This is a genomic window from Porcibacter vitabionis (assembly GCF_046263795.1).
Classification (GTDB): Bacteria; Bacillota; Clostridia; order Lachnospirales; family Lachnospiraceae; genus Lachnocurva.
Genome location: NZ_JBJYZD010000003.1, coordinates 39,287 through 63,839 on the forward strand (window position 1 = coordinate 39,287; position 24,553 = coordinate 63,839).

15 protein-coding genes are annotated in these 24,553 nt (G+C 48.8%); 2 read left to right on the top strand and 13 right to left on the bottom strand.

What is annotated here, in order from left to right; genetic code table 11:
- Positions 1-17: 17 nt before the first annotated feature.
- The 3 genes from ACKX2L_RS03440 to ACKX2L_RS03450 all read right to left on the bottom strand — a co-directional run bounded on the left by ACKX2L_RS03440 (position 18) and on the right by ACKX2L_RS03450 (position 2,531).
- The gene (locus tag ACKX2L_RS03440; protein ID WP_497551957.1) at positions 18-938 is read right to left on the bottom strand and encodes a hypothetical protein; all 921 of its coding nucleotides are present in this window, start codon (positions 936-938) and stop codon (positions 18-20) included.
- A 21-nt stretch (positions 939-959) separates the two neighbouring features.
- Positions 960-1,379, bottom strand: coding sequence for a hypothetical protein (locus ACKX2L_RS03445; RefSeq protein WP_497551958.1), 420 nt, complete (start codon positions 1,377-1,379; stop codon positions 960-962).
- 114 nt (positions 1,380-1,493) lie between these two features.
- On the bottom strand, positions 1,494-2,531 hold the full coding sequence (locus ACKX2L_RS03450; RefSeq protein WP_497551959.1) for a ComFC family protein: 1,038 nt from the start codon (positions 2,529-2,531) through the stop codon (positions 1,494-1,496).
- A 112-nt stretch (positions 2,532-2,643) separates the two neighbouring features.
- Between ACKX2L_RS03450 and ACKX2L_RS03455 the strand changes: the two genes are divergently transcribed.
- Positions 2,644-4,137 carry an ABC transporter substrate binding protein gene (locus ACKX2L_RS03455; protein WP_497552614.1) on the top strand — a complete coding sequence of 498 codons (1,494 nt, stop codon included), beginning with the start codon at positions 2,644-2,646 and terminating at the stop codon, positions 4,135-4,137.
- Positions 4,138-4,171: 34 nt separating this feature from the next.
- Here ACKX2L_RS03455 and recD2 read toward each other — a convergent pair whose 3' ends face one another.
- The 9 genes from recD2 to ACKX2L_RS03500 all read right to left on the bottom strand — a co-directional run bounded on the left by recD2 (position 4,172) and on the right by ACKX2L_RS03500 (position 22,014).
- Positions 4,172-6,547, bottom strand: coding sequence for an SF1B family DNA helicase RecD2 (gene recD2, locus ACKX2L_RS03460; RefSeq protein ID WP_497552615.1), 2,376 nt, complete (start codon positions 6,545-6,547; stop codon positions 4,172-4,174).
- Positions 6,548-6,788: 241 nt separating this feature from the next.
- Positions 6,789-7,787: a rod shape-determining protein gene (locus tag ACKX2L_RS03465; RefSeq protein WP_497551962.1), complete on the bottom strand. Its 999-nt coding sequence runs from the start codon at positions 7,785-7,787 to the stop codon at positions 6,789-6,791.
- Between the two features lie 502 nt (positions 7,788-8,289).
- Complete coding sequence (locus ACKX2L_RS03470; protein WP_497552616.1) at positions 8,290-9,417, bottom strand: RNA-guided endonuclease TnpB family protein; 1,128 nt, start codon at positions 9,415-9,417, stop codon at positions 8,290-8,292.
- Positions 9,418-9,823: 406 nt separating this feature from the next.
- Complete coding sequence (gene uvrA, locus ACKX2L_RS03475; protein WP_497552617.1) at positions 9,824-12,673, bottom strand: excinuclease ABC subunit UvrA; 2,850 nt, start codon at positions 12,671-12,673, stop codon at positions 9,824-9,826.
- A 142-nt stretch (positions 12,674-12,815) separates the two neighbouring features.
- Positions 12,816-14,855: an excinuclease ABC subunit UvrB gene (gene uvrB / locus ACKX2L_RS03480; RefSeq protein WP_497552618.1), complete on the bottom strand. Its 2,040-nt coding sequence runs from the start codon at positions 14,853-14,855 to the stop codon at positions 12,816-12,818.
- A 259-nt stretch (positions 14,856-15,114) separates the two neighbouring features.
- On the bottom strand, positions 15,115-17,691 hold the full coding sequence (secA, locus tag ACKX2L_RS03485; RefSeq protein ID WP_497551966.1) for a preprotein translocase subunit SecA: 2,577 nt from the start codon (positions 17,689-17,691) through the stop codon (positions 15,115-15,117).
- A 1,369-nt stretch (positions 17,692-19,060) separates the two neighbouring features.
- Positions 19,061-19,939 carry a methionyl aminopeptidase gene (locus ACKX2L_RS03490; RefSeq protein WP_497552619.1) on the bottom strand — a complete coding sequence of 293 codons (879 nt, stop codon included), beginning with the start codon at positions 19,937-19,939 and terminating at the stop codon, positions 19,061-19,063.
- 189 nt (positions 19,940-20,128) lie between these two features.
- Complete coding sequence (locus ACKX2L_RS03495; protein WP_497552620.1) at positions 20,129-21,316, bottom strand: coiled-coil domain-containing protein; 1,188 nt, start codon at positions 21,314-21,316, stop codon at positions 20,129-20,131.
- A 455-nt stretch (positions 21,317-21,771) separates the two neighbouring features.
- Positions 21,772-22,014 carry a Veg family protein gene (locus ACKX2L_RS03500; RefSeq protein WP_497551782.1) on the bottom strand — a complete coding sequence of 81 codons (243 nt, stop codon included), beginning with the start codon at positions 22,012-22,014 and terminating at the stop codon, positions 21,772-21,774.
- A gap of 410 nt (positions 22,015-22,424) precedes the next feature.
- Here ACKX2L_RS03500 and ACKX2L_RS03505 point away from each other — a divergent pair, with 410 nt between their 5' ends.
- Positions 22,425-23,144 (top strand): lysophospholipid acyltransferase family protein, encoded by a 720-nt coding sequence (locus ACKX2L_RS03505; RefSeq protein ID WP_497552621.1) that lies wholly within the window; start codon positions 22,425-22,427, stop codon positions 23,142-23,144.
- A 190-nt stretch (positions 23,145-23,334) separates the two neighbouring features.
- On the opposite strand, the gene ACKX2L_RS03510 is transcribed toward ACKX2L_RS03505, so the two are convergent.
- On the bottom strand, positions 23,335-24,522 hold the full coding sequence (locus tag ACKX2L_RS03510; protein WP_497552622.1) for a D-alanine--D-alanine ligase family protein: 1,188 nt from the start codon (positions 24,520-24,522) through the stop codon (positions 23,335-23,337).
- Positions 24,523-24,553: the final 31 nt, after the last annotated feature.

Sequence of the window (24,553 nt, forward strand, 5' to 3'; positions counted from 1 at the left end):
CAATACCTTTCAACTAATTAATTATTCGTGATCTTCTTGACCGTCTTCTTCTCCTTCGGCATATGAACCTTGGGAACGGCAGTCACATAGTAATAATAATCATCATCCTCGTACTGGACCTTCTCGATCCGGCGGTAGTTCAGATCCATGAAGAAATAGGTCATGACCAGTCCGATGGCGAGAGAGAGCAGATTGCCGAGGAGCAGGCCTCCGATATCATCCCGGTTCCCTGTGAAGAGGCAGCCGGCAAACATGATGACAAATTCCGCCAGAAGAGACGCTATGACCGCTATGACCCAGGAAAAGCGGATATGCGCCGTCCGAATCAGATAGGCGATCAGAAAAACCGCAATCACGGAAACCAGATAGAAGTAGAATTCCATATTCTGGAAAACCTGACTCATGAAGAGGTTCAGAAGGTTGCTATTGGACTGTTTGTCCGCCAAAAGTGCCTGATTATCCGATACGGTACGAATCATAAAGCTGACCAGACCGCCCACCACAATACCTGCGACATCGTTCAGCTGGCCCAGAAGTCCGTTTGCGACAGGAGTCATGAATGGAAGACCGATCTGTCGAAATACGGGAAGAAGGATCAATTCATAGCTGGCTTTGGACTGGTAATGTGACAGGATCAGCCCGCCAAGGCCCATGGTCATGGCAATGATCACAGCTGCCGGGATCGAGATCACGCTGATATGAAGGAGAAGAACCACCGTCAGAACCAGCATACAGCCGGAGAAGGGCAGAAAAATCGAAAGCAGAATGATCAGTCCGTTCAGCATTGTACTGCCAAACAGGCCATCCACCGGAAAAGACCGTAAGATTGCCGACATGCTGATCAGCATAATGACTGCGTTCCAGATCCTCCGGACCAGGTATTCATGACGTGATATAAAGGATCTCACAAGATCTCTGAACTGGATAAACTTTGGCATGCCTTGTCTCCTTATCTTGGGTTATATTTCTGATCGGGGGCTCTCCTGTTCCTCATCCTCATCGTACAAATCACGCAATTCGTTCATGAGCTTGTCAAAAGATGCTCGCTTGGTTTTCGCCCTGTCATAAGTCTTCCTGGCCTGGTGGCCGCTTGCCCGCATCAAAACAAAAAGAAAGAGGACATAGAAGACCAGTCCAAGGAAAAGGGCCATAAGCAATGTCGACGCGTGAATGGTCGTGATATAACGATAGAATACGAAGATCGAAACGGCCGCAAAGAGGACCAGATAGAGAAGTGTATCAATCACAAAGGACTGAAGCAGCCGCATGGAAACATAGTCTCTGGCGGTGTATTCTTCGGCGATTTCCAGATCCCTGTGATCCTTTTTATCGGAAAGCGCGATCTTCGTCATGAGTTTAACTCGTTTTTCATCCAGCATGGCTGTTTTCCCCTCTTGCTTCAGGTCTTTTGGCTGTCATTTTCTCTCCTGGAAAGAGTCATTCGCTTCAGGCCTTTTGGCTGTCATTTTCTCTCCCGGAAAGAGTCATTTGCTTCAGGCCCTTTGGCTGTAATGTCCTCGTCCGATGCAAATGCAGAGGATATAGATCTGCCCGGCCCCGGCCTCGCGGAGAACGGCGCTGACCGCATCCACCGTCGCCCCGGTCGTATAAATATCATCCACAAGTAATATTCTATTTAATTTTACATCACTTGCATGGCATTGAAAAGCACGAAAAAGTGCCTGTTTCCGCTCTTCGGGAGCTAATGTTTTCAAGGCCGGCGTGTCCACTTCCCGGGTCAAAATGTCCTCCCGGCACTCGCACCCCAGAAATTCTCCCAGTGCCCGCCCGAAGACCGCCGCCTGGTTGTATCCCCGGATCCTCTGCTTCTTTGCAAACATCGGCACCGGAATAATGACCGAGGGCCGGCCGATCATTCGAAGCCATCCTCTTAAATCGGGATTTTTCATGGCATCTTTGGCAAAGATCCGCCCGTACTGCCTTCGATTCGAGTACTTGAAACGGTAGATCGCCTGTTTCATGATCCCCTGATAAATGTAGACCGCTCTCCCGCTATCATAGACATGGGGATTTCTCCTGCAGTCGTCGCAGAGGATAGGAGCAGAGGCATTCCAGGCTTTCTCTCCCTGCCAGAGACAACTTGCCGATTTCCGGTCAGAATTTCTTGCCAATTCCCGAACCATGTTTGCGTCATTACTTGCTTGTTCCCGGTATGGGTCTTCCAGGTTTCCCAGGCTCAGCCGCTCAGCATTGACCTTCTTCCCGCACTTCATGCAGACCGGTCCGGAAACCAATTCAATTTGCGGTCTGCATTTCTCACAAAATCCGATGCCGGTGATTGGAACTAACTCATCGCAGCCCGGGCAGCGCGGTGGAAACAAGAGGTTCCCGGCCAGATCCAGGGTCTTGCCCCATGGTCCTTGCTGTAATCTCGATCGAGCGCCTGTTTTCTCTCTAATCCTTTCCAACACCTGCCCCCATAGGCCCGATCGACCGCCTGCCTTCTCTCTAATCCTTTCCTGCACCTGACTCCAAAGGTCTGCTTGCCTGCCTGCCTTCTCTCTTTTCATAACTCTCCCCCTCTGTGAAAATTTTATATTTGTAAGTCCTCTGCCCATTTGACAGCATTGACGAATCAAGCTATATTTACGATTGCCGGAACAATTCATAAGAGGTCATACGATGCATATCATGCGTAATTTTTTAAAACAAAATTCCAAACAGGCCAAGCGGGCAATGGCCCGAAATTCCCTTGCCAAAAGGGCCCTTGCCAGCGCCCTCTGCGGCATGCTTTCTGTCAGCCTTCTGGCAGGCTGCGCCGACAAGAAAACGAATTCCACGGCGAAATATAAACCGATCTCAGATTCGGATGATACCAACTATTCGATTGCCCTTCTTGCGACGGAATCGAACGACCGCACTTCCAGCATTCAGGCCGGTTTTCGCGATGCTCTGACAGACACGCTCGGCGAAAAGCACTACACGCTCACCATCCAAACCGCAGACGACCAGCATTCGGTATCTTCTCTGGCATCTCAGATTGTCAATGCCGGTTCCTCTGACGAAGAGAATGAGCTTCTCGGCTCGTCTTCCAAAGAAAACAAGACCTATGCCCTGCTTGCCGCCGAAGGCACATCTGCACTTACCGCGGCTTCAGAAAGCACTTCCAGTCTTCCTATCGTTGCCATGGATGTCTTAAATATCCGAAATACCCTGCACCTCCAGGGTGACAGTTGGAGCGATCCTACGAGCATGAACATCACCGGGATCTCATCGAAGATCCCCCTGGCGGACTATATTTCCATGATGATCGAAGCCACAAAGAATGTCACATCTGTCGGTCTGCTTTACAGCCCCGACGACAGCGACGCCATTGCCCAGAACGAAACCATGGAGACCTACCTGACCGAAGCCGGAATCCCCTGGAAGGAATACGAACTCCAGTCAACCATTGTTGCCAAGTCCGCTTTGAAAAATGCAACCCAAAGCGGCACTTCCAATGAAGTCATTCTGCCCAACAAGATTGTAGCGCCCAACTCTGTGGCTGGGACTTACAGTAGCCCGGAAGACCTCGTGGGCGCCGATCTTCAGGGATTGAATGACACTTCCAGTGCCCGGACGCCAAAGCAGTCAGACAACTGGTACAAGAGCCCCGCACAGGGTTCTACGGATCCCAATGCGGCCGGGACTACCGGCCTTCCTTCCCCTGCCCCGGCCCCTGTTACGGAGGAAAGCATCGCCGCAGCAAATACTGCGATCCTCCAGACAGCAGCCAGCGAATGCAGCGCTCTGATCCTTCCGCCCAACAGCTACTTAAGAGACCAGTCCAAGCTGATCTCCGACATCGGAACATCTGCCGGCGTTACGACCCTTGCCGGTGATCTGGATGCCGGAAGCAATATGGCCGTCACCATGTATCTCGACCCCTATGCCATTGGTTATGCCGCCGGCCAGCAGGTCTACCGGATCCTGGTTGGAAATGAAACCCCGGGCAACATGGAGATTGAATCCGTTCCCGGTTCCACCCTGGCCAAGCTCTATAATCCTGATGTCTGCCAGAAATTGCATCTGACACTCGGAAAATCCTTCCATTCGATTTCTGACTATCTGGCCGAACATCCATCCGGATCCACTACCGAGCGAATCACAAATGAAAATAGCTCAAAGAGCAAATAAATGTTCCTCCCCGAGAAGGTCTCGGGGAGGTTTTTTATTGCCCTTGTCGTGGCAGGTTCTCCAGAATCCGGTCTTTCAAGCCCGTATCCCGGCGCATTTCCGAAGCATTGGCGATCATGTTTCGGAAAACCCGGTCATCTCCAATAATGACAACACATTTCTTCGCCCTTGTCACCGCAGTATAAAGGATATTCCGGTTCATAAGAGGCTGAGGTCCGCTCAAAAGCGGGATCAGAACCGCCGGATATTCGGAGCCCTGCGATTTATGAATCGTCACAGCATAGGCCAACTCCAGATCCGACAACTCCTTCAGATCATAATCCACCAGCCGTTCATCATCAAAAGCCACGGTCATACTGCTGGTATAGAGGTTGATCTCCCTGATGATCCCCATATCCCCGTTGAAAACACCGCTGCCGCTATCCTGAACGATGCCGTTTTTCCCTTCGATCCGCCATTCTGTCTGATAGTTATTGTGGATCTGCATGACCTTGTCCCCCTCGCGGAAGATCCGATCTCCGCTGCCGAATTCCGCCTTATCGGGTCCCGGCGGATTCAGGCGCTCCTGAAAGACCTGATTCAGATGGTCCACACCGGTCAGTCCCTTCCGGGTTGGCGTCAGAACCTGCAATTCCAGCGGTTTCGCCCCGACATAGGCCGGCAGGTTGCCCTGGATATAATGCAGCATGAGTCCGATGATGGCATTGGCATCATAACGTTTCAGGAAAAAGAAATCCCGGCTCTTATTGTCCAGGCGGATCTCCTCACCATGATTGATCCGGTGGGCATTCATGACGATGTCCGACTCCGTCGCCTGGCGGAAGATCTTGTCCAGCCGGACGACCGAAAAGCAGCCGGAATCAATGATGTCCCTCAGAACATTTCCCGGCCCGACCGAAGGCAGCTGGTTCACATCGCCGACAAGAATCAACCTGGCCTCTGTCGGCAGGGCGCAAAGCAAGGCATGGAAGAGATAGATGTCCACCATAGACATTTCATCGATGATCACTACATCCGCTTCCAGAGGATTTGTCGAATTCCGCTCGAAGACATCCGCCCTTTCCCTCTCCCCGTCAAATGCAGACCCCTCTTTTCCCTCCTCTTGTCCACCTCCATGCACTTCCAGCATGCGGTGGATGGTCCTGGCCTCGTAGCCGGTCGCTTCGGTCATTCGTTTGGCTGCCCGCCCGGTCGGCGCAGCCAGCATGATGTCACAATCTTCTTTCCGGAAATATTCGATCATGGCCTTGATGGTCGTCGTCTTACCGGTTCCCGGTCCGCCGGTTAAAATGAAGACCCCGCGGCTGGCCGCCTGCCGCACTGCCTCTCTTTGCTTCTCATCGAGGTCGAGGCCGCTCTCCTGCATGGTTTCATCCAGCCGGCGCTCGAATTCCGGATCTTGTGCAGAGATTCTGCCCCGGTCCTGCTTTCCATCTTCTCTCAAAAAGGGTCCGGCTTGATGGTCAGGCACACGCCCTTCGAACCGGTCTGCCTTTTCATCCAAGGCCAGAAGCATACGGGCAGAAGATTCCTCCAGCCGATAGAGGGCTGTGGTATAGATCTCCTCGCCTTCCACGACACGGATTTTTTTGTCTACAAGAAGGCCATCCAAGATCTGGTCCAGATTGTCCACTTCCATGCCGAGAAGGTTCGTAAGGTCCCTTCGAAGATCGTCTTTCCTTAAGAAGGTGTGACCACGGCCGGCAGCCGTGTTCAAAACATAGAGGATACCACAGCGGGCCCGGTAGTCACTATCTGCCTGGATTCCGACCCGCTGGGCGATCTCGTCTGCGACGCGGAAACCGATCCCCCGAACTTCCTCTGCCATGCGGTAAGGATTGGTCTCCAGGACCTCCCTGAGGCCGATCCCATAAGTATCATAGATCCGAACAGCCAGATTGCCCTGGATCCCGTACTTGGCGAGATAGAGCATGGCCGCGCGGAGATCCCTTTTTTCGATCATCTGGTCTGATATTTCCATGGCCTTATTCATGGAGATCCCCTTCACCTCGCTCAGACGCTCGGGCTCCTCCTCCATAATACGGAAGGTGTCATCACCGAATTTTCGCACGATCCGGGCAGCCAGAGCCGGGCCGATCCCCTTGATGGCGCCGGATCCGATATAACGGCGGATGGCATCCCGGTCGGTCGGAATGGTCTCTTCATAAGACGTCATCTTGAACTGGCGGCCGTAATTCGCATGATCCACATATTCCCCATAGAGGTTCAGCGATTCGCCTTCAGAAACTGCAGGGAAGATCCCCGTTGCCGTGACCTCCAGTCCTTCTTCGGTCTTTATTTCTAAAACGGTATAACCATTATCCGCATTCCGGAAAATAATATTGGATACATAGCCGCTCAAACCCGGCGTCTGCTCCGCTTCCTGATTCCTTCTTGCCTCGTCTGCCATTTCTATTTCCTATTCTGTACTGACTACTCCCACGGGCAGCCCGTGGGTTTTACGCCGCAATTTATCACTGTTCTGCCAAAATTCATCTGCGATAGAGTCGAAACAAGATCCATTCCATCCTTCCATGGAAATTCTCGTTTCATCATGACTTATCTAAACGGTCGAAAAGTTAAAAAATCCCCCGGGCAGGGTTCTCCTGTGTCAGTCACTACAGGAGAGATCCCGTCCGGGGGGCAAATTGTTACTCGATATCCTTGTGGTCTCCGGCTAAGAACTCGATATACTTACCGGTTCCGATGGCAACGCAGGTCATAGGATCATCTGCTGTGATCGTATTGATGCCGGTACGCTCCTCCATCAGCTGTTCCAGTCCACGGAGCAGGGAGCCGCCACCGGTCAGAACGATTCCTCTCTCGGAGACATCGGCTGCAAGTTCCGGAGGGGTCTTCTCCAGTACGCTGTGAACAGCCTCTACGATCTGAAGGGTCGGCTCACGAAGGGCTTCCTCGGTCTCTTCGGAAGAGACTTCAATGGTCTTCGGAAGTCCGGTCACCAGGTTACGTCCTCTGACATCCATGGTCATCGGCTCAGGGAGCGGATAGCAGGTTCCAACCTGGATCTTAATATCTTCTGCGGTACGCTCACCAATCAGGATATTGTGCTTCTTTCGCATATAACGGACAATGGCTTCGTCGAAGTCATCTCCGGCAATCTTAATCGATGTAGAGACAACGGATCCACCCAGAGAAATCACAGCGATATCTGCAGTACCACCACCGATATCTACGATCATATTGCCGCAAGGTCTGGAAATATCGATTCCTGCGCCAATGGCTGCGGCGATCGGCTCTTCAATGATGGAAACCTCTCTTGCGCCGGCTGCATATGTCGCATCTTCAACGGCACGTTTCTCGACCTCGGTAACACCTGACGGAACGCAGACCGAGATCCGCGGTTTCCGATAAGACTTCCGGCCCAGTGCCTTCTGAATGAAGTACTTGATCATCTTCTCTGTTACGGTGTAATCAGAGATAACACCCTGACGTAAGGGACGAACAGCTACAATATTACCCGGAGTACGTCCGAGCATAAGACGAGCTTCTTCACCGATTGCCTTGATCTTATTCGTATCACGATCAAAAGCAACAACCGACGGTTCCTTTAATACAACGCCCTTCCCCTTAACATAAACGAGGATGCTGGCGGTTCCAAGATCGATTCCGATATCAGTTGATACCATTTGGATGGCTCCTTTCAAGTGGTCAATGAAATTGTGGGATATGATTCAGCCGGATGCTTGCGAAAATCTCATATCTATGCCGATCCGGACTTCTATCCATCCTTTCTGATCTGCATTTCATGCTCTATCCGACAAGTTTTCATCCTGGCGTATCAGGCTTATGGTTCAGTGCACCCAAAAACGCACTATGAACATATTATACCCACTTTCGGGCTAAATTCAACCACCAAACCGCCAGTTCGCCCCTTTCCACTCCATTCTCTCAAATACCCGGATCCGTTATTTTGTATCTTACAGTCATTTTGCCATGATGTTTGTTACAAAAGGGAATTTAACGATCAGTTCCTTGTCTTTGTGAACTACTCCAACTTAATACTTCGTATTTGAAGTCGGAGCTTCCTGTTTCAGCCACTACTGCGTTCCTAACAAGTTACCTTGTTGGCTCGTCTTATACAATGTCCACAGGCGTAAATTCGGATAGTTCCTACCCTATTGTTTATAGTTACGCTGATTCCAAGATTCTTAATCCTTCTGCCTTGATATTGATAGCGGCATTCCAATCCCTATCTATTCCTTTGTGACCGCAATGAGGACAATCCCATTTACGGATTTTAAGGTCTTTGAGATTTTCATTCCTATATCCGCACCAATGACAGAGTTGAGAACTTGGAAACCATTTATCTACCTTTACCAGATAACCACCTCGGTCTTTTAGTTTGTATTCCAAGAAGTTTACAAACATTCCGTAGCCATTATCTAAAGTAGCTTTTCCATTTCCGAAGCCTTTATTCGCCATAGACCTCATATTCAGATTTTCTACGCATACACAAGTGTACTGATTGGCTATCTCAGTTGACTTCTTATGTAGAAAATCTTTTCTTTGATTGGCTATGTGTCTATGTATCTTGGCTATTTTCTTTTGTTGTTTACGATAATTATTACTACCAATCGTCTTGTGTCTCAGCTTACGTTGTGACTTTGCTAACTTATCTTGCGACAATCTAGAGTAATGTGGCATATCACAGTCATTACCATTGCTATCTACATATAACCCATCTGATTTATAATCCAAGCCTAATGTACTCTTTGATGTTACAGGAGCATCTGATTCCTTGGTTTCATACTCAAATAAAATAGATACTTGGTATGTATTATCCCTATTTTGAGTGATTGTAGCTGATTTAAGTTTCCAATCTTTATTCGGTTTTCTGTGTATTTTAGCTTTTACTTTCCCTAACTTGGGCAGTTTGACATAATCATCACCAATTTCTATGTTGTTATTCGTAAAGTTCGTTGTGTATGTTTTCTTTGCTTTATGTTTCTTCTTATACTTAGGATAACCGCCTTGTTTTTTAAAAAATCTGTCAAAACCATCAGCCAAATGGAAAATTGCATTGTTTAGGGCAAATTTATCAACTTCCTTTAGGAATAAAAAATCTTTCTTTAGATGTTGGGTGCAGTAATTATTCGCTGCCAGTTTGGATAGATGTTTTTCTCCATTCTTATATCGTTCTTGTTGTACACTAAGCATCTGATTATACACAAACCTGCAACAGCCAAAAGTCTTTTGGCATAATTCAGCTTGTTCTTTATTTGGGTATATAGCGTAAACATAGGCTTTATTTGCCATAAGACTTCTCCTTTCCGTAAGATTATAGTTGTTGACGGTGCTACCCCCTCCCTACTTCGTTGAGGAAGGGGATTGCGCACCTGTTTCCAGTTCAACTATATCTATCACAATCTGATCAGACTCCCCTGCGATTCTCTCATTCCATACGAAGATCCCATCCATTCCATTTTGTAATAAATAGTAATAATTATTATTTATTTTATGAATCGTTCACAGAATGTTCACAATTTCTTATTTATCAGAGCATAGTATAAAGGTGTACTAGCTGACAGGCTAATATAATTTTTCATAACTCCGCCACGGGACGCACATCCCGTGGCACTCCCCGTTTACAGAAGCCGCCCCATTGATCTTTGAATCGGTGGGGCGGTTTTTTACATTCCTTTATGATTTTGTTTTCACCGGCTTATTTCGTATTTGTCCCCTTCAAATACTTCTTCAGATACTGCCCGGTATAGCTCTCCTGAATCGAAACGATCTCCTCCGGCGTTCCGGTTGCCACAATGGTTCCGCCGCCGTCACCACCTTCCGGCCCCAGATCAATGATATAGTCGGCCGTCTTTATGACATCGAGATTGTGTTCAATGACCACAACGGTATTTCCGCTGTCCGACAGCTTTCTTAAGATCTCGACCAGCTTATTGACATCTTCGAAATGCAGACCGGTCGTTGGCTCGTCCAGCACATAGATCGTCTTTCCTGTCCCGCGGCGGCTAAGCTCAGTCGCCAGCTTGATTCTCTGGGCTTCTCCTCCGGACAGCTGAGTCGAGGGCTGACCGAGCCGGATGTAGCCCAGACCCACATCATAGAGGGTCTGGATCTTCCGTGAGATGGATGGAATATTCTGGAAGAAATCCAATGCCTCTTCCACGGTCATATTTAAGACGTCATAGATGGACTTGCCCTTATATTTCACCTCCAGCGTCTCTCTGTTATAACGCTTTCCATGGCAGACTTCACAGGGGACATAGACATCCGGAAGAAAGCGCATCTCGATTTTCTTGATGCCGTCCCCGCTGCAGGCCTCGCATCGGCCGCCCTTGACATTAAAAGAAAACCTTCCCTTGGAATAGCCTCTTGCCTTGGCATCCGGCGTTCCGGCGAAGAGTTCCCGGATCATATCGAAAACGCCTGTATATGTTGCAGGATTCGACCGCGGTGTCCGGCCGATCGGAGACTGGTCTATATTTATGATCTTATCCAGCTGCTCGGCTCCAATCAGCTTACGGAATTTGCCGGGGATGGTTCGTGCTCTGTTGAGCTTTCTGGCCAGGGCCTTATAGAGGATCTCGTTGATCAAAGACGACTTTCCGGAGCCGGAGACACCGGTCACAACCGTCATGATCCCTAAGGGGATCTTGACATCGATATTCTTCAGATTGTGTTCTTTCGCACCCTCGATGGTCAGCCAGCCGGTCGGTTTGCGGCGGATCTCTGGCACCGGCACCGCCCGCTTCCCCGAAAGGTACTGGCCGGTGATGGACTTGGGGTTCTTCATCAGATCCTCCGCCGTTCCCGTTGCCACGATCTCGCCGCCGTGCTCGCCGGCGCCCGGGCCCACATCCACTATGAAATCGGCCGCCCGCATGGTGTCCTCGTCATGCTCGACCACGATCAGGGTATTGCCCAGGTCGCGAAGCCCTTTCAAGGAAGCCAGAAGCTTGTCATTGTCCCTCTGATGGAGACCGATCGATGGCTCGTCCAATATATAAGCCACACCAACCAGACCGGAACCGATCTGGGTAGCCAGACGGATCCGCTGCGTCTCACCGCCGGACAAAGTCGCCGTTGCCCGGGACAGAGACAGGTAGTCCAGTCCGACATCCTTCAGAAAACGTACCCTTCCCTTGATCTCCTTCAAAATCGCATCGCCGATCAGATGCTGCTGGGGGGAAAGCTTCAGGTCTTCGAGCCAGGGGCCCAGATCCCGGATGGCCAGAGTCGTCACTTCATAGATATTTTTGTCGCCGACCGTTACGGCCAGAGAAGACGGCTTCAGCCTCTGCCCATGACAGGTCCGGCACTCATCCATGACCATGAATTCCTCATAGGACTGACGCGCCGCATCGGAAGAAGCCTCCCGGTAACGGCGGTGCATATCACTGATCAATCCTTCGAACTGAACCATATAAGTGCCCTCGGACCGCTGGCCCTTGTAATGCACGGCCACAGACTTTGGAAATCCGTGGAGAAACATAGACCGGATCGATTCATCCAGTTCTTCGTATGGCGTATCCAGCGAGAAGTCATAGGCTTCGGAAAGCGCCACGAGAAGTGCATGGGTGAAACTGTCTGACTTCGAAGAGGACTGCCAGCCCGGACACTGTACGGCTCCCTGATTAAAGGACAGCGTTTGATCCGGAATCATCAGAGATTCATCGAATTCCATATGGTAACCCAGGCCGGAGCATTCCGGACAGGCACCGAAAGGATTGTTGAAGGAGAAGGACCGGGGCTCGATCTCATCAATGCTGATCCCGCAATCCGGGCAGGAGAAGGAATCCGAGAAATTCAAAGTATCTCCATCTACGACCTGCACCTGGAGGAGGCCATTTGCAAGTTTCAAAACATTTTCGATGGAATCCGTCAGACGCTTTTCGATCCCCGCCTTCACCACAAGGCGGTCTACAACGATCTCAATATTGTGCTTTTGGTTTTTATTTAACTGGATCTCATCTTCCTGGAGCTCGTACTGACTGCCGTCGATAATGGCCCGGACATAGCCGGATTTCCTTGCTCTCTCCAGAAGTTTCTCATGGGTGCCCTTCCGTCCGCGAACGACCGGGGCAAGAAGGAGGATCTTGGTCCGCTCGGGAAGTTTCATGATCTGGTCCACCATCTGATCGACGGTCTGCCGCTGAATGACGCGGCCGCAGTTGGGGCAATGGGGAATGCCTGCTCTGGCATAGAGGAGCCGGAAGTAATCATAGATCTCCGTTACGGTTCCAACCGTGGATCTGGGGTTGTGGTTGGTCGACTTCTGGTCAATGGAGATGGCCGGAGGCATCCCTTCAATCTTGTCCACATTCGGTTTCTCCATCTGTCCCAGAAACTGGCGGGCATAGGAGGAGAGAGACTCCATATAACGGCGCTGGCCCTCTGCAAAAATTGTATCAAAGGCCAGGGAGGACTTCCCGGACCCGGACAAACCTGTAAAGACGGTAAAGCTGTCCCGGGGAATATCCACGGAAACATTCTTCAGATTGTGCTCATTGGCTCCCCGGACTTTAATATATTTGACGTTCTTCTTATCCATTCTTCCTGCTTTCTTATGGGATGATCTGCGCGATTTGGTTTCCTTGCTTCGCTGCTCCTGCCAGGCGCTACTTCCACCATGCTATGACATGCATTATTCTCGTGGTACTTTCGATCTATTTTTGATAGGGCTTACCCCTGTCTCAGTGCCTGGTTCGACGGCGTTTTCCACCAGATGCCTTCCGGTCCGCCTGGTCCACTTCCAGGTCACGCAGCATATTCTTGACCTCGATCAGGCGGTCCCGGTATTCGGCTGCGATCTCAAAATTCAGATCTGCCGCGGCATCGTCCATCTTCTTCTTGTACTTGTCAGCCAATTCCTGAAGCTCAGACAGATCCATATCTTCCGGTTCTTTGGAGAAGGTCTCCTTCTCTTCCTTTGCCAGGGCCTTGGAAACCGACATCACTTCACGAACCGCCTTCTGAATCGTGGTCGGCGTAATGCCATGGGCTTCATTATAGGCTTTCTGAATGCTTCGTCTCCGGTTGGTCTCATCGATTGCTGCCCGCATGGAATCCGTAATGGTATCGGCATACATGATGACATGTCCTTCGGAATTTCGTGCCGCCCGGCCAATGGTCTGGATCAGAGAGGTCTCCGACCGGAGGAAGCCTTCCTTATCCGCATCCAATATGGCAACCAGAGTGATCTCCGGTATGTCCAGTCCCTCTCGAAGAAGGTTGATTCCAACCAGGACATCGAAGACATCCAGCCTTAGATCCCGGATGATCTCTGCACGTTCCAAAGTGTCGATATCCGAATGGAGATACTTGACCCGAATGCCGAGTTCCTGCATATAAGTGGTCAGATCCTCTGCCATCCGCTTGGTCAAAGTCGTGATCAATACCTTATGGTGGTTCTTGGTTTCCTTCTTGATCTCAGAAATCAAGTCATCGATCTGGCCCTCGACCGGCCGCACGGAAATTTCCGGATCCAGAAGTCCGGTCGGCCGGATGATCTGCTCTGCCCGAAGCATCTCATGCTCCTTCTCGTAATCGCCGGGAGTCGCCGAAACGAAGAGCATCTGGTCAATTTTCTGCTCGAATTCCTCGAACTTCAGCGGTCGGTTATCCATCGCTGATGGCAGACGGAAGCCGAAATCTACCAGGGTCTGCTTTCGGCTTAAATTTCCGAAATACATACCGCGGAACTGGGGCAGGGTAATATGAGACTCGTCCGCAATGATGAGATAGTCATCGCCGAAATAGTCCAGGAGGCACATGGGCGGCTCGCCCGGTTTCTGGCTTGTCATATGGCGGGTGTAATTCTCGATGCCGGAGCAGAAGCCGGTTTCCCGCAGCATCTCAATATCGAAATTGGTCCGCTCTGCAATTCGCTGGGCCTCGATCAATTTGCCCTCGTGCTTAAAATATTTGACCCGTTCCTCTAATTCTTTCTCGATGGAATCACAGGCCTTGTTCATGGTTTCCTGGGGAACGACATAGTGAGAGGCCGGGAAGACCGGGGCATGAGTGACTTCTGATTTAGCAGTCTGGTTGACCGGGTCCATCTCTAAGATCCGGTCGATCTCGTCGCCGAAAAATTCCACCCGATAGAAGTAATCCGAGGTCGTCGCCGGGAAAATGTCGAGCACATCGCCGTGAACCCGGAAGGTGCCACGGGTGAAGTCCATGTCGTTTCGGATGTACTGCATGTTGATGAGGGAGGAGATGACCTGATCCCGGTCGATCTCCATGCCCGGACGCAGGCTGACCATCATATTCTCATAGTCATCCGGCGAACCGATGCCGTAAATGCAGGAAACCGAGGACACAATAATGACATCCTTCCTCTCGGACAAAGATGCGGTCGCCGAGAGACGGAGCTTATCGATCTCGTCATTGATAGCCGAGTCCTTGGCAATATAGGTATCGGTCGATGGCACATAGGCCTCCGGCTGGTAATAATCATAGTAGGAGACGAAATATTCCACGGCATTTTCCGGGAAGAACTCCTTCATTTCCCCATAGAGCTGGCCGGCCAAAGTCTTGTTATGGGAAATGATCAAGGTCGGTTTCTGCAAGGCCTGGATGATATTGGCCATGGTAAAGGTCTTTCCGGATCCGGTGACACCCTGGAGGGTTTCAAACTGGTTTCCTTCCCGAAAGCCCTGAACAAGTTTGTCTATGGCCTGAGGCTGATCTCCGGTTGGTTTATATTTCGAATGAAGTTGAAACTGCATTTTTTGCTCCTTCGAGAAAATGCTATTTGTGTCACAAGTCCTGTTTACCAGTCATTGATGCTGTCGTTTCACTATTCTGGCACCCGAATAATGCTATGCGTGTCAGAAGTATTGTTTACCAGTCATTGATGCTGTCGTTCCACTATTCTAGCACCCGAATGTATGTTTGTCATCTGCTTACAGGCGGATTTCATTCTTATTTAATATCTAAAAGGGGCCTAAAAAAGGCGAGTGCCCTTTGCACTCGCCTTTCTTCATTCTATTCTGCAAATCTGCCGTGGCAATTCTTATACTTCTTGCCGGATCCGCAAGGGCAGGGATCGTTGGGGTAGATCTTCTTTGCCTTGCGGCGCTTGGGTCCGCGGACATCCGGGCCTTCTTCCTTATTGGTTGCTGTCTCTTTGGCAACCTCTTCCCGCTCGATCTTCTTTTCTACACGGATGCGGAAGAGCATCTGAACAGTATCATGCTTGATGGCGTCGTTCATCTCATCCATCATGTCATAGGAAATCATCTTGTACTCGTCGACCGGATTTCTCTGACCATAAGCCTGGAGACCGATTCCCTGCTTGAGCTGTTCCATGTCATCGATCTCATTCATCCACTTCTGATCGATCACACGAAGAAGAACGACACGCTCGACTTCACGGAACTGCTCGGGATCCGGGAATTCGGCTTCCTTGTCGTTATAATATTTCTCGGCACGCTCATAGATCTTATCGGAGAGGTCGCTTGCTTTCTTGACATCTGAAAGGTCCTCTTCCCGAATCGGCTGGAGGGGAAGGACATCCAGAAGGAGGTTATTGAGTTCGTTCAGATCCCAGTCTGCCTTCTCGACATCATCCGAGCAGACCTTGGCAATATCCTGGTTTATGATATCCCGTGTCATGCTCTGGATCTGGGACTTCATATTTTCTCCGGCCAGGACCCGTCTTCTCTGCTTATAGATCATCTCACGCTGTTCGTTCATGACCTGATCATATTCGAGCAGGTTTTTACGAATTGCGAAGTTATTGGACTCGATTTTCTCCTGGGCCCTCTCGATTGCGGAAGAAAGCATCTTGTGCTGAATCCTCTGGCCTTCCGGAACACCGAGATTCTCGAAGACTTTGATCAGACGTTCCGATCCGAAGAGCCGCATCAGATCATCCTCCAGGGAAATGAAGAACTGAGATTCACCCGGATCTCCCTGTCGTCCGGAACGTCCGCGCAGCTGGTTATCAATTCGACGGGATTCATGGCGCTCGGTTCCGACGATCTTCAGGCCGCCGGCTGCTCTGGCGTCATCGTCCAGCTTGATATCGGTACCACGGCCTGCCATGTTCGTCGCAATGGTAACGGCTCCATGTTTTCCGGCTTGGGCAACAATGGCAGCTTCTTTCTCATGATACTTGGCATTCAGAACTTCATGCTGAATTCCTTCCCGGCTCAACATTCTGGACAGGAGTTCGGAAACATCGATATTTACGGTACCGACAAGGACCGGCTGTCCCTTTTCGTGGGATTTCTTTACTTCTTCGACGACCGCTTTATATTTCTCAGCCTTGGTCTTATAAACAGCATCTTCGTGGTCGACACGGATGACCGGCTTATTAGTCGGAATGGTGACAACGTCCATGCCGTAGATATCACGAAATTCCTGCTCTTCGGTCGCTGCGGTACCGGTCATGCCGCCCTTCTTATCGTACTTGTTGAAGAAGTTCTGGAAGGTGATCGTTGCAAGCGTCTTGGATTCGCGGTTGACCTTGACATGTTCCTTGGCTTCGATTGCCTGATGAAGTCCGTCGGAATAACGGCGGCCCGGCATGATTCGTCCGGTAAAACCATCAACGATCAGAACTTCGTTGTCTTTGACTACGTAATCTTCATCCCTCTTCATCAAATTATGCGCACGAAGGGCCAGAATAACGGTATGCTGGATCTCCAGATTCTCCGGATCCGCAAGGTTGTCGATGTGGAAGAACTGCTCGACCTTCTTCACACCCTGCTGAGTCAGAGTGACAAACTTGTCCTTCTCATTGACGATATAATCGCCGGTCTCCTTCTGTTCAACGCCCATGATGGCATCGATCTTGGAAAACTCAGGCAGGTCCTCCCCTCGCTTCATCTGGCGGGCTAAGACATCACATAATTCATAGATCTTGGTGGATTTCCCGCTCTGGCCGGAAATGATAAGCGGAGTCCGTGCTTCATCGATCAGAATGGAGTCCACCTCATCGATGATGCAGTAATGCAGACCTCGCTGAACTTCGTCTTTCTCATAGACAGCCATGTTGTCTCGGAGGTAATCGAATCCCAGCTCGTTATTGGTAATGTAAGTGATGTCGCAGTTGTAGGCTTCCTGACGCTCTTCCTTGTCCATAGAATTCAGGACACAGCCAACAGTCAGACCCAGGAAACGATGGACCTGACCCATCTCATCCGCGTCTCGTTTTGCCAGATAGTCATTGACGGTTACAACATGAACGCCTTTGCCTTCCAGGGCATTTAAGTAGGAGGGAAGGGTTGCCACCAGGGTCTTTCCTTCACCGGTACGCATCTCGGCGATTCGTCCCTGATGAAGAATTATGCCGCCCATCAGCTGAACCTTGAAAGGCTCCATACCAAGTACTCGCTTGGCGGCTTCCCGAACGGTTGCGAATGCTTCCGGCAGAAGCTGATCCAGAGTCTCTCCCTTGGCCAGGCGGTCCTTGAATTTCTGGGTTTGTCCCTGCAGTTCTTCATCTGACATTGCCTGCATGGTTGGCCGCAATTTCTCAATCTTCTCAACGGTCGGCATGATCCGCTTTAATTCATGATCGGAATGCGTGCCGAAAATCTTCGTCATAAGTCCCATTGAATGCTAATCTCCTTTGTCACTTGATCCTTATATGCTTACATCTCAATCAACTGCTGTGATTGTCTCTTGTGATTGTTTCTTCTAATTGTCTCTTGTGATTGTCTCTTGTGATCATCACTTGGGATTGTCTCTTGTGATCACCTCTTGTGATCGTCTCTTGTGATCTCAAGCCCTATTCTTTGTATTTTAACACGCTCATTATGGCAGGGCAACAGCTCAGTCTTCTTTGAAAATTCGATATAGAAAAACTTTTTAATTTCATGCGTGTTCTTTTCCGGAAATGCCCCAAATTCAGCCTCAAAATTCGATATACAAAATCTTTTGAATTTCATGCGTGTTTTTTTTCGGAAATGCCCCATATTCAGCCTCAAAATTCGATATACAAAATCTTTTGAATTTCATGCTATGGAAATGGCCAAAAAAGGCGCATCATTTTAAAAAGATTTTCTATATCGAATATTACGGCCTGATTTTAGGTTCCAGACTTTCTGAAAAGCGCATCATTTTAAAAAGTTTTTCTATATCGAATATTGCATCCTGATTTTAGTTTCCAGATCCTGAAAAGCGCATTGTCTTGAAAAATGTTCTATATTGAATTCTTGAATTGCTGCAGAGTTATCTGAAATAAACCATATTAGTTTTCAATAGTTTATCATCATCTAATGTATACAATATATTTGCAGAAAATTTATTGACAAAATTAAAAAGGGATTGTAAGATACAGGTACAAACAGAAAAGGAAAGCTTAAACTTCTTAAAGTTTTCCGGAGGTCATAAGAAATATTTAGAAAGCCTCCGTTAAGTATATTTCCTTTTCAACTATCGAAATACATTATAAAGGAGGAGATACCACCTGAAGTCCTAATGTAATACCCTAACCGGAACGGCCGGTATAAGCCGCGAATCCTGTTTCTTTCGAAGAATTCGAAAGAGCCCTCAAATAGGAACTATTTCAGTTCATTGAATTACAAAGCTGCGGGGCACTCAAAACAGAGAACGAATGATGCAGGAGTGAAATCCAGAAATGAAGTAAGGTAAAGGCAGGTAACTGGAAAACAATAATGAGGTTAAACCGTTGAATAGTACAACTGAATATGGGATGAAATAGGCGGGACGTCGAATGGTGTAAGTTCGAAGTCCCGCCTATATTTTATCTGTCAAGAAAACAATTTCACAATGTCCTTAAGGATAAGAAGTCATTTATGACAAGAATTCCTTAATGATAATAATGATAAGAAGTCTTTTATGATAAGAAGTCCTTATTGAAAGTCCTTATTGCTAAGAAGTTCTTAAGGATAAGAAGTCCTTAATAACTTAATAATAAGAATTCCCTAATGTTAAGAATCTGAATCTTCCACTCAGTCTTCTACCAGGAAATCACTTCTGTGCCGTCTTCGGTTACAAGAACCTGAATCTCCCACTGGGCGGAAGGCTTGCCATCTACTGTGTAGACTTCCCACTCGTTCTCAGGATCCGTAAAAATTGCCGGACTACCCATATTGACCATGGGTTCGATCGTAAACATCATACCAGGCACAAGAAGCATATCCTCTCCGGCATTGGTACAGTAGCTGACCCAGGGTTCCTCATGGAACTCCACACCAACGCCATGGCCGCCGATCTCCTGAACCACTGAATAGCCATTCTCTTCAGCATGCTTATGCACCGGTTCTGCCATATCGCCGAGAAAACTCCAGGGTTTCGTTGCCTTCAGTCCAAGCTCAACGCATTCATGTGTGACGTCGACGAGCTTCTTGACCGCAGGGTCTACATTTCCTATACAGAACATACGGGATGAATCGGAGAAGAAACCATCCTTGATCGTAGAGGCATCCACATTGATAATATCGCCGTCTTGCAGAATCACGTCTTCGGATGGGAAGCCGTGGCAAACCTGATCATTGACCGAAGTGCAAACGCTGTAGGGGAAGCCCTCGTAGTTCAGAGGTGCAGGGATCCCGCCCATGGAATAGGTCACATCGTTTACGATGTCATTGATCTCCTTGGTACTCATGCCGACATGAATTGCTTCAGCAACCGCATCGAGGACAGCAACATTGATCTTCGCGGATTCGCGGATCTTCTGGATCTGCTCCTCATTTTTGATCAGATTTCGCGATGGAACTGTATGTCCCTCAAGTGCATATCGATAGATCTTCTTATCAAATGCTTCATGGCATTGCTTATATTTCTTGCCGGATCCACACCAGCAAGGATCATTACGTCCAATTTTTTTATCTGCCATTATTACTTCTTCCTAAGACTTATAAACATCTTTTTCTATGAGTGCAAAATGCCTTTTGCCACTCATTTGTATACGAATCAAATGCAAAGCAAAATGTTTTACCGGTCCAAATTCAGACCAATACCAGCACCGTTATCAGCATCAATATCAAATATCACCGGCTCAAATCCAGACCAGAATACAACAGAATTACAGTCTCCGAATGGCCAGGATCTCGTGGCAAAAAACCGAGCGGTTACAGGTGATACCGGCACTCGTACTCTGAGCTTCTACGATTTTTCCGCCACCTGCATAGATAGCCACATGCCCACTATAGCAGACAATATCACCCGGCTGCATATTATCAACAGATACAGCCTGACCGACCGATCGGAAACTACCTGATGTATAACGTGTGCTCAACTTACCGAAATGCTGGAATACTGAGGAAACAAAGCCAGAGCAGTCAGCGCCATTCGTCAGGGATGTGCCACCCCAGACATAAGGATTGCCCACAAACTGCATAGCATAGGACACAACCGCACTGCCGTTTACACTAGAGGAAGGATTGCCACCTGCAGGGCTTCCGGCATGACTCGGTTTACCGGCAGTCGTTGTCTGAGATCCTGCATTATTTGCCTGGTTTCTATTTCTCGCCTCTTGTGCAGCCGCTGCAGCTGCAGCTTTTCTGGAAGCTTCCTCATTTGCCTTCCTTTGGGCCTCTTCTCTGGCCTTCCGTTCTTCCTCAGCTTTACGCGCTGCCTCAGCCTGAGCCTCAGCAAGCTCGCTCTCAATATTTCCCTTCTGTGCTTGCAGATTGGAAATGGTTGTATTCAGCTCATTCTGCTTGGAAGAAAGCTGACTCTGCTTGGATTCCAAAGATGCTTTGGCCTCCTGGAGCTGTTTCTGATAAGACTTGGTTGCATCTACTGTCTCCTGGTATTCATCCAGCTGGGTCTTATCATAATTGTAAACAGACGTCACATAATCGACCCGGTTCAGGAAATCCGAAATGCTCTTGGATCCAAGAATCACGGACAGCATGTTGCTGCTGGCCCCGGACTCGTAGGTATCCTTCATTCTTTCCTTAATCGCTTCCTTCTGCTGTTCCACCGCCTCTTGAGCCGCCTGCAGATTGACTTCCGTGTCACTGATCTCATTCTGTTTGGATGCAATCTGACTGCTCAGATCCTGCACTTCAGCCATCAGAGAAACCAGTTGACTGTTGGCGGAATTCAGATTGCTGTCGATCTGATCCTTATCCTTCTGGATATCCGTTACCGATCTGGCAGCCTGAACTTTCCCGGCCTTTTGAGGTAAAACGGAAACGGTAAGCGTGATGGCCAGAACAGAAGAAATTGCAATTGCCGACACCTGCTTGATCCTGTTTTTAAGCAATTTAAAACTCCTTTATCTAAATACAAAAATACAAAAAAACAAATAGAAGGACTCTCATGAACGAAAAGTACCTTTTCAACTCATTGACAATTACGCTTCGTTTCGTGCAAGCACGAATGCGAAAAGCCTTTCGGCCCTGACATTTTCATATTATAACACCCCTTGCAAGGCCGGCAACAGCCTTGTCATAATATTATTGCATTTTTTTCGTACTTTCTTACATTTCTTACAGAAATATAAACCGATGCCAGTGAATCCCTATTATCTTAATAAGAGCTTCTTTTGGAAATTACGATGGAAATCACGATATTTCTCATTGCAAGACAAAAAGGTCAAAAAATAAGGGCTCATGAACAAGACCTGTTCACATGCCCTTATTATTATCAGCAAAGCCGCTTCCGGACATTCTTCTTTCGGCGCCAGCAAAGCCACATCCGTAAGCCCTTCCTCCGGCATCAGCAAAGCCGCATCCGAATGTCCTTGGTGATGATGTCTGTGTAGCTGAAGGAAAGCAGCTGTTCCGGACTATTTTCATTTTCGCCATCGATCTCGATCGTGAAAACAGAAGGATAAGCTTCCTTGATCACGCCTCTCTGGATATCGACCTTATTTCTACCGCGATCCAGACAGATCTCAACTCTGCTGCCACACTGCTCCGCTACGGACTCCCGCACCATATCAAATTGAGAACGTTCCATCGTTATGTCTCCTCCTTAGTCTGCATTGTACCACTGACAAGTCATACACTCCTGCAAAGGCCGGACATAGTCTGAAAATCAGGCCTGACTCCTTGCATCCCTAAAAAATACTGCTTTATTCTAGCACAGTATGACAGTTCTGTCAAAATTCAGCCACTAGCGAGTCGCATTTCCTTCGTGAAACATTTCATGAAATTTCGCACAGCTATGCACGTTTCACGGAAATGTAAACCAAGTTGTCAGTACTCCTCTGCCACGCCCTCTGTTCAAGCCCTATATCAACTATGATATAATAAGACTCGTCCTATGGACTTGCTATAGCAGGAACAATGCTCTTTCATCCCTTCCTGCTAATCTGAGTCAGTCGCTAATTTGAGCCGCCAATTTCAGGCGGAGGAATGGAGATCATTATGATTCGTGCTATCCTTGCGCTTTTATTTGCAATTTTATTTCTGATCCTGTCATTACCGATTTACGCTGTGACAGCTCTTCTCAGAAAGAAGCATCCCCTGGCCATCGACCGTTTCTCACAGGATCTGGTCTGTTGGGCATTAGGAGTGATCAAGGCCATCTGCTGCGTTGATCTCGAGGTCAAGGGGCAGGAAAATTTGCCGGAAGACCAGTCTGTTCTCTACATTGCAAACCATGCCAGCATTTTCGATGTGATCCTGGTCTACCCCCTGCTCCCCGGGCTGACCGGTTTCCTTGCGAAAAAGGAGCTTGGAAAAGTGCCCAGCCTGAATCTCTGGCTGAAGCGGATCCATGGTCTCTTCCTGGACCGGAAGGATCCCAAACAAGGACTGAAAACCATCCTGACTGCCATTGAGCAAGTCAAAAACGGCGTATCGGTCTTCATTTTCCCGGAAGGCACAAGGACCAGGGACGGAAAGCTCGGCGAATTCAAGGCCGGTTCCTTCAAGGTTGCCAGCCGAAGCAAATGCCCCATTGTCCCGATCGCGATCGAAAACACCGCGGACATTGTCCGAAAGCACATTCCTTTCGTAAAGACCACACACGTGACCATCACCTTTGGAAAACCGATTCTCATGGATGAGCTCGACGCCGACCAGAAAAAGCACATCGGGTGCTATGTCCAGGCCATCGTTCAAGACATGCTGGATCACGCCTGAAATATCGCCCAATCTGACATTTTCCTCATCGCCCAATTTCATCACATCCGAACTGACTGCTCCCACGGGCAAGCCTGTGGGTTTTACGCCGCAATTTATAACTATTTGCCAGGACAAGAAGAGGCCCCGGGCAGTTCTGAAGACTTGATCCGAACTGCCTGGGGCCTGAATCATATAAAATTCCAAGAAACTACTTCACACCCTTGGCACCCTTGGATCCGCCCAGTGCTCCGGCAGCCAGAATATTGGTATCAAAAGTGAAGGTCAGCTCGCTGTCACGTCTTGCCCGTTTCAAAGCAAGCTCGATCAGGCGGGTCAGCATATCCGTATACTTCAGGCCAACCGGCTCCCAGAGATAGAAGGACAGGGATCCCGGAATGGTATTGATCTCATTGAAATAGAGCTTATTGGTATCTACATCGATCATAAAGTCCATCCGAGCTACGCCGCTGCAGCCCAGAGCCATGAAGGACTTGACGGCAAGCCTCTTGACTTCCTCATACAGATCTGAAGGGATATCAGCCGGGATCTTCCGGGAGACAGAAGCCATTCCCTTGGATCCGCCGGACTTGGTACCATTACTCTCATACTTATCCTTATAAGAAAGGATCTCCTCGGTATGGAAGGGTTCCTCGATCTCGGATGCCTCTGCCTTATCCTCATCCCCCAGAACGGAACAGTTCACTTCGCGAAGATTTAAGATAGCATGCTCTACCAGCACTCTCTTGGCATAGAGGAAAGCATCATCGATTTTACTGATCAGTTCCTCCCGGTCCTTGGCAATGCCAATGCCAACCGAAGAGCCCAGATTGACCGGCTTTACGATCACAGGATAACCGATCTCCTTCTCAATTCTTCCGATCATAGCATCTACATCTGCATAATCCCCGGTTGTGAATGGAATACCCGGGAGAACCGGAATTCCATTATCCTTTAAGACTGCCTTCTGGATATACTTATCCATGCCGACAGCAGATGCGGTCACATCGCAGCCGCCGAAAGGTACCCCTATCGTCTTCAGATAGCCCTGCAGAGCGCCGTCTTCTTCGTTGGTTCCATGAACAACCGGAAGTACGACATCGATCTCCACTTCCTTCTGACCGAAGTGTTTCTTCGGATAAGGAGCCAGGAAAACGCGCTGGTCTTCATTTACGAAGATCACCCGGGTGGACTGCTTCAGAAGGGCATCGATATTCTTGTAGGACTCAATATCGCCGACCTTGTCGCCGATGTAGAATTCATTTTTCTTGGTAATATAGACCGGCGTGACGTCGTACTTCTCTTTGTCGATATTCATCAGCGCCTGAATTCCGGAAATAACAGAAACCTCATGTTCCACACTTTTTCCGCCGAACAGAACGGCTACTCTTGTTTTCACGGTTCTTTCCTCCTAATTTCTCTTTTTTGTC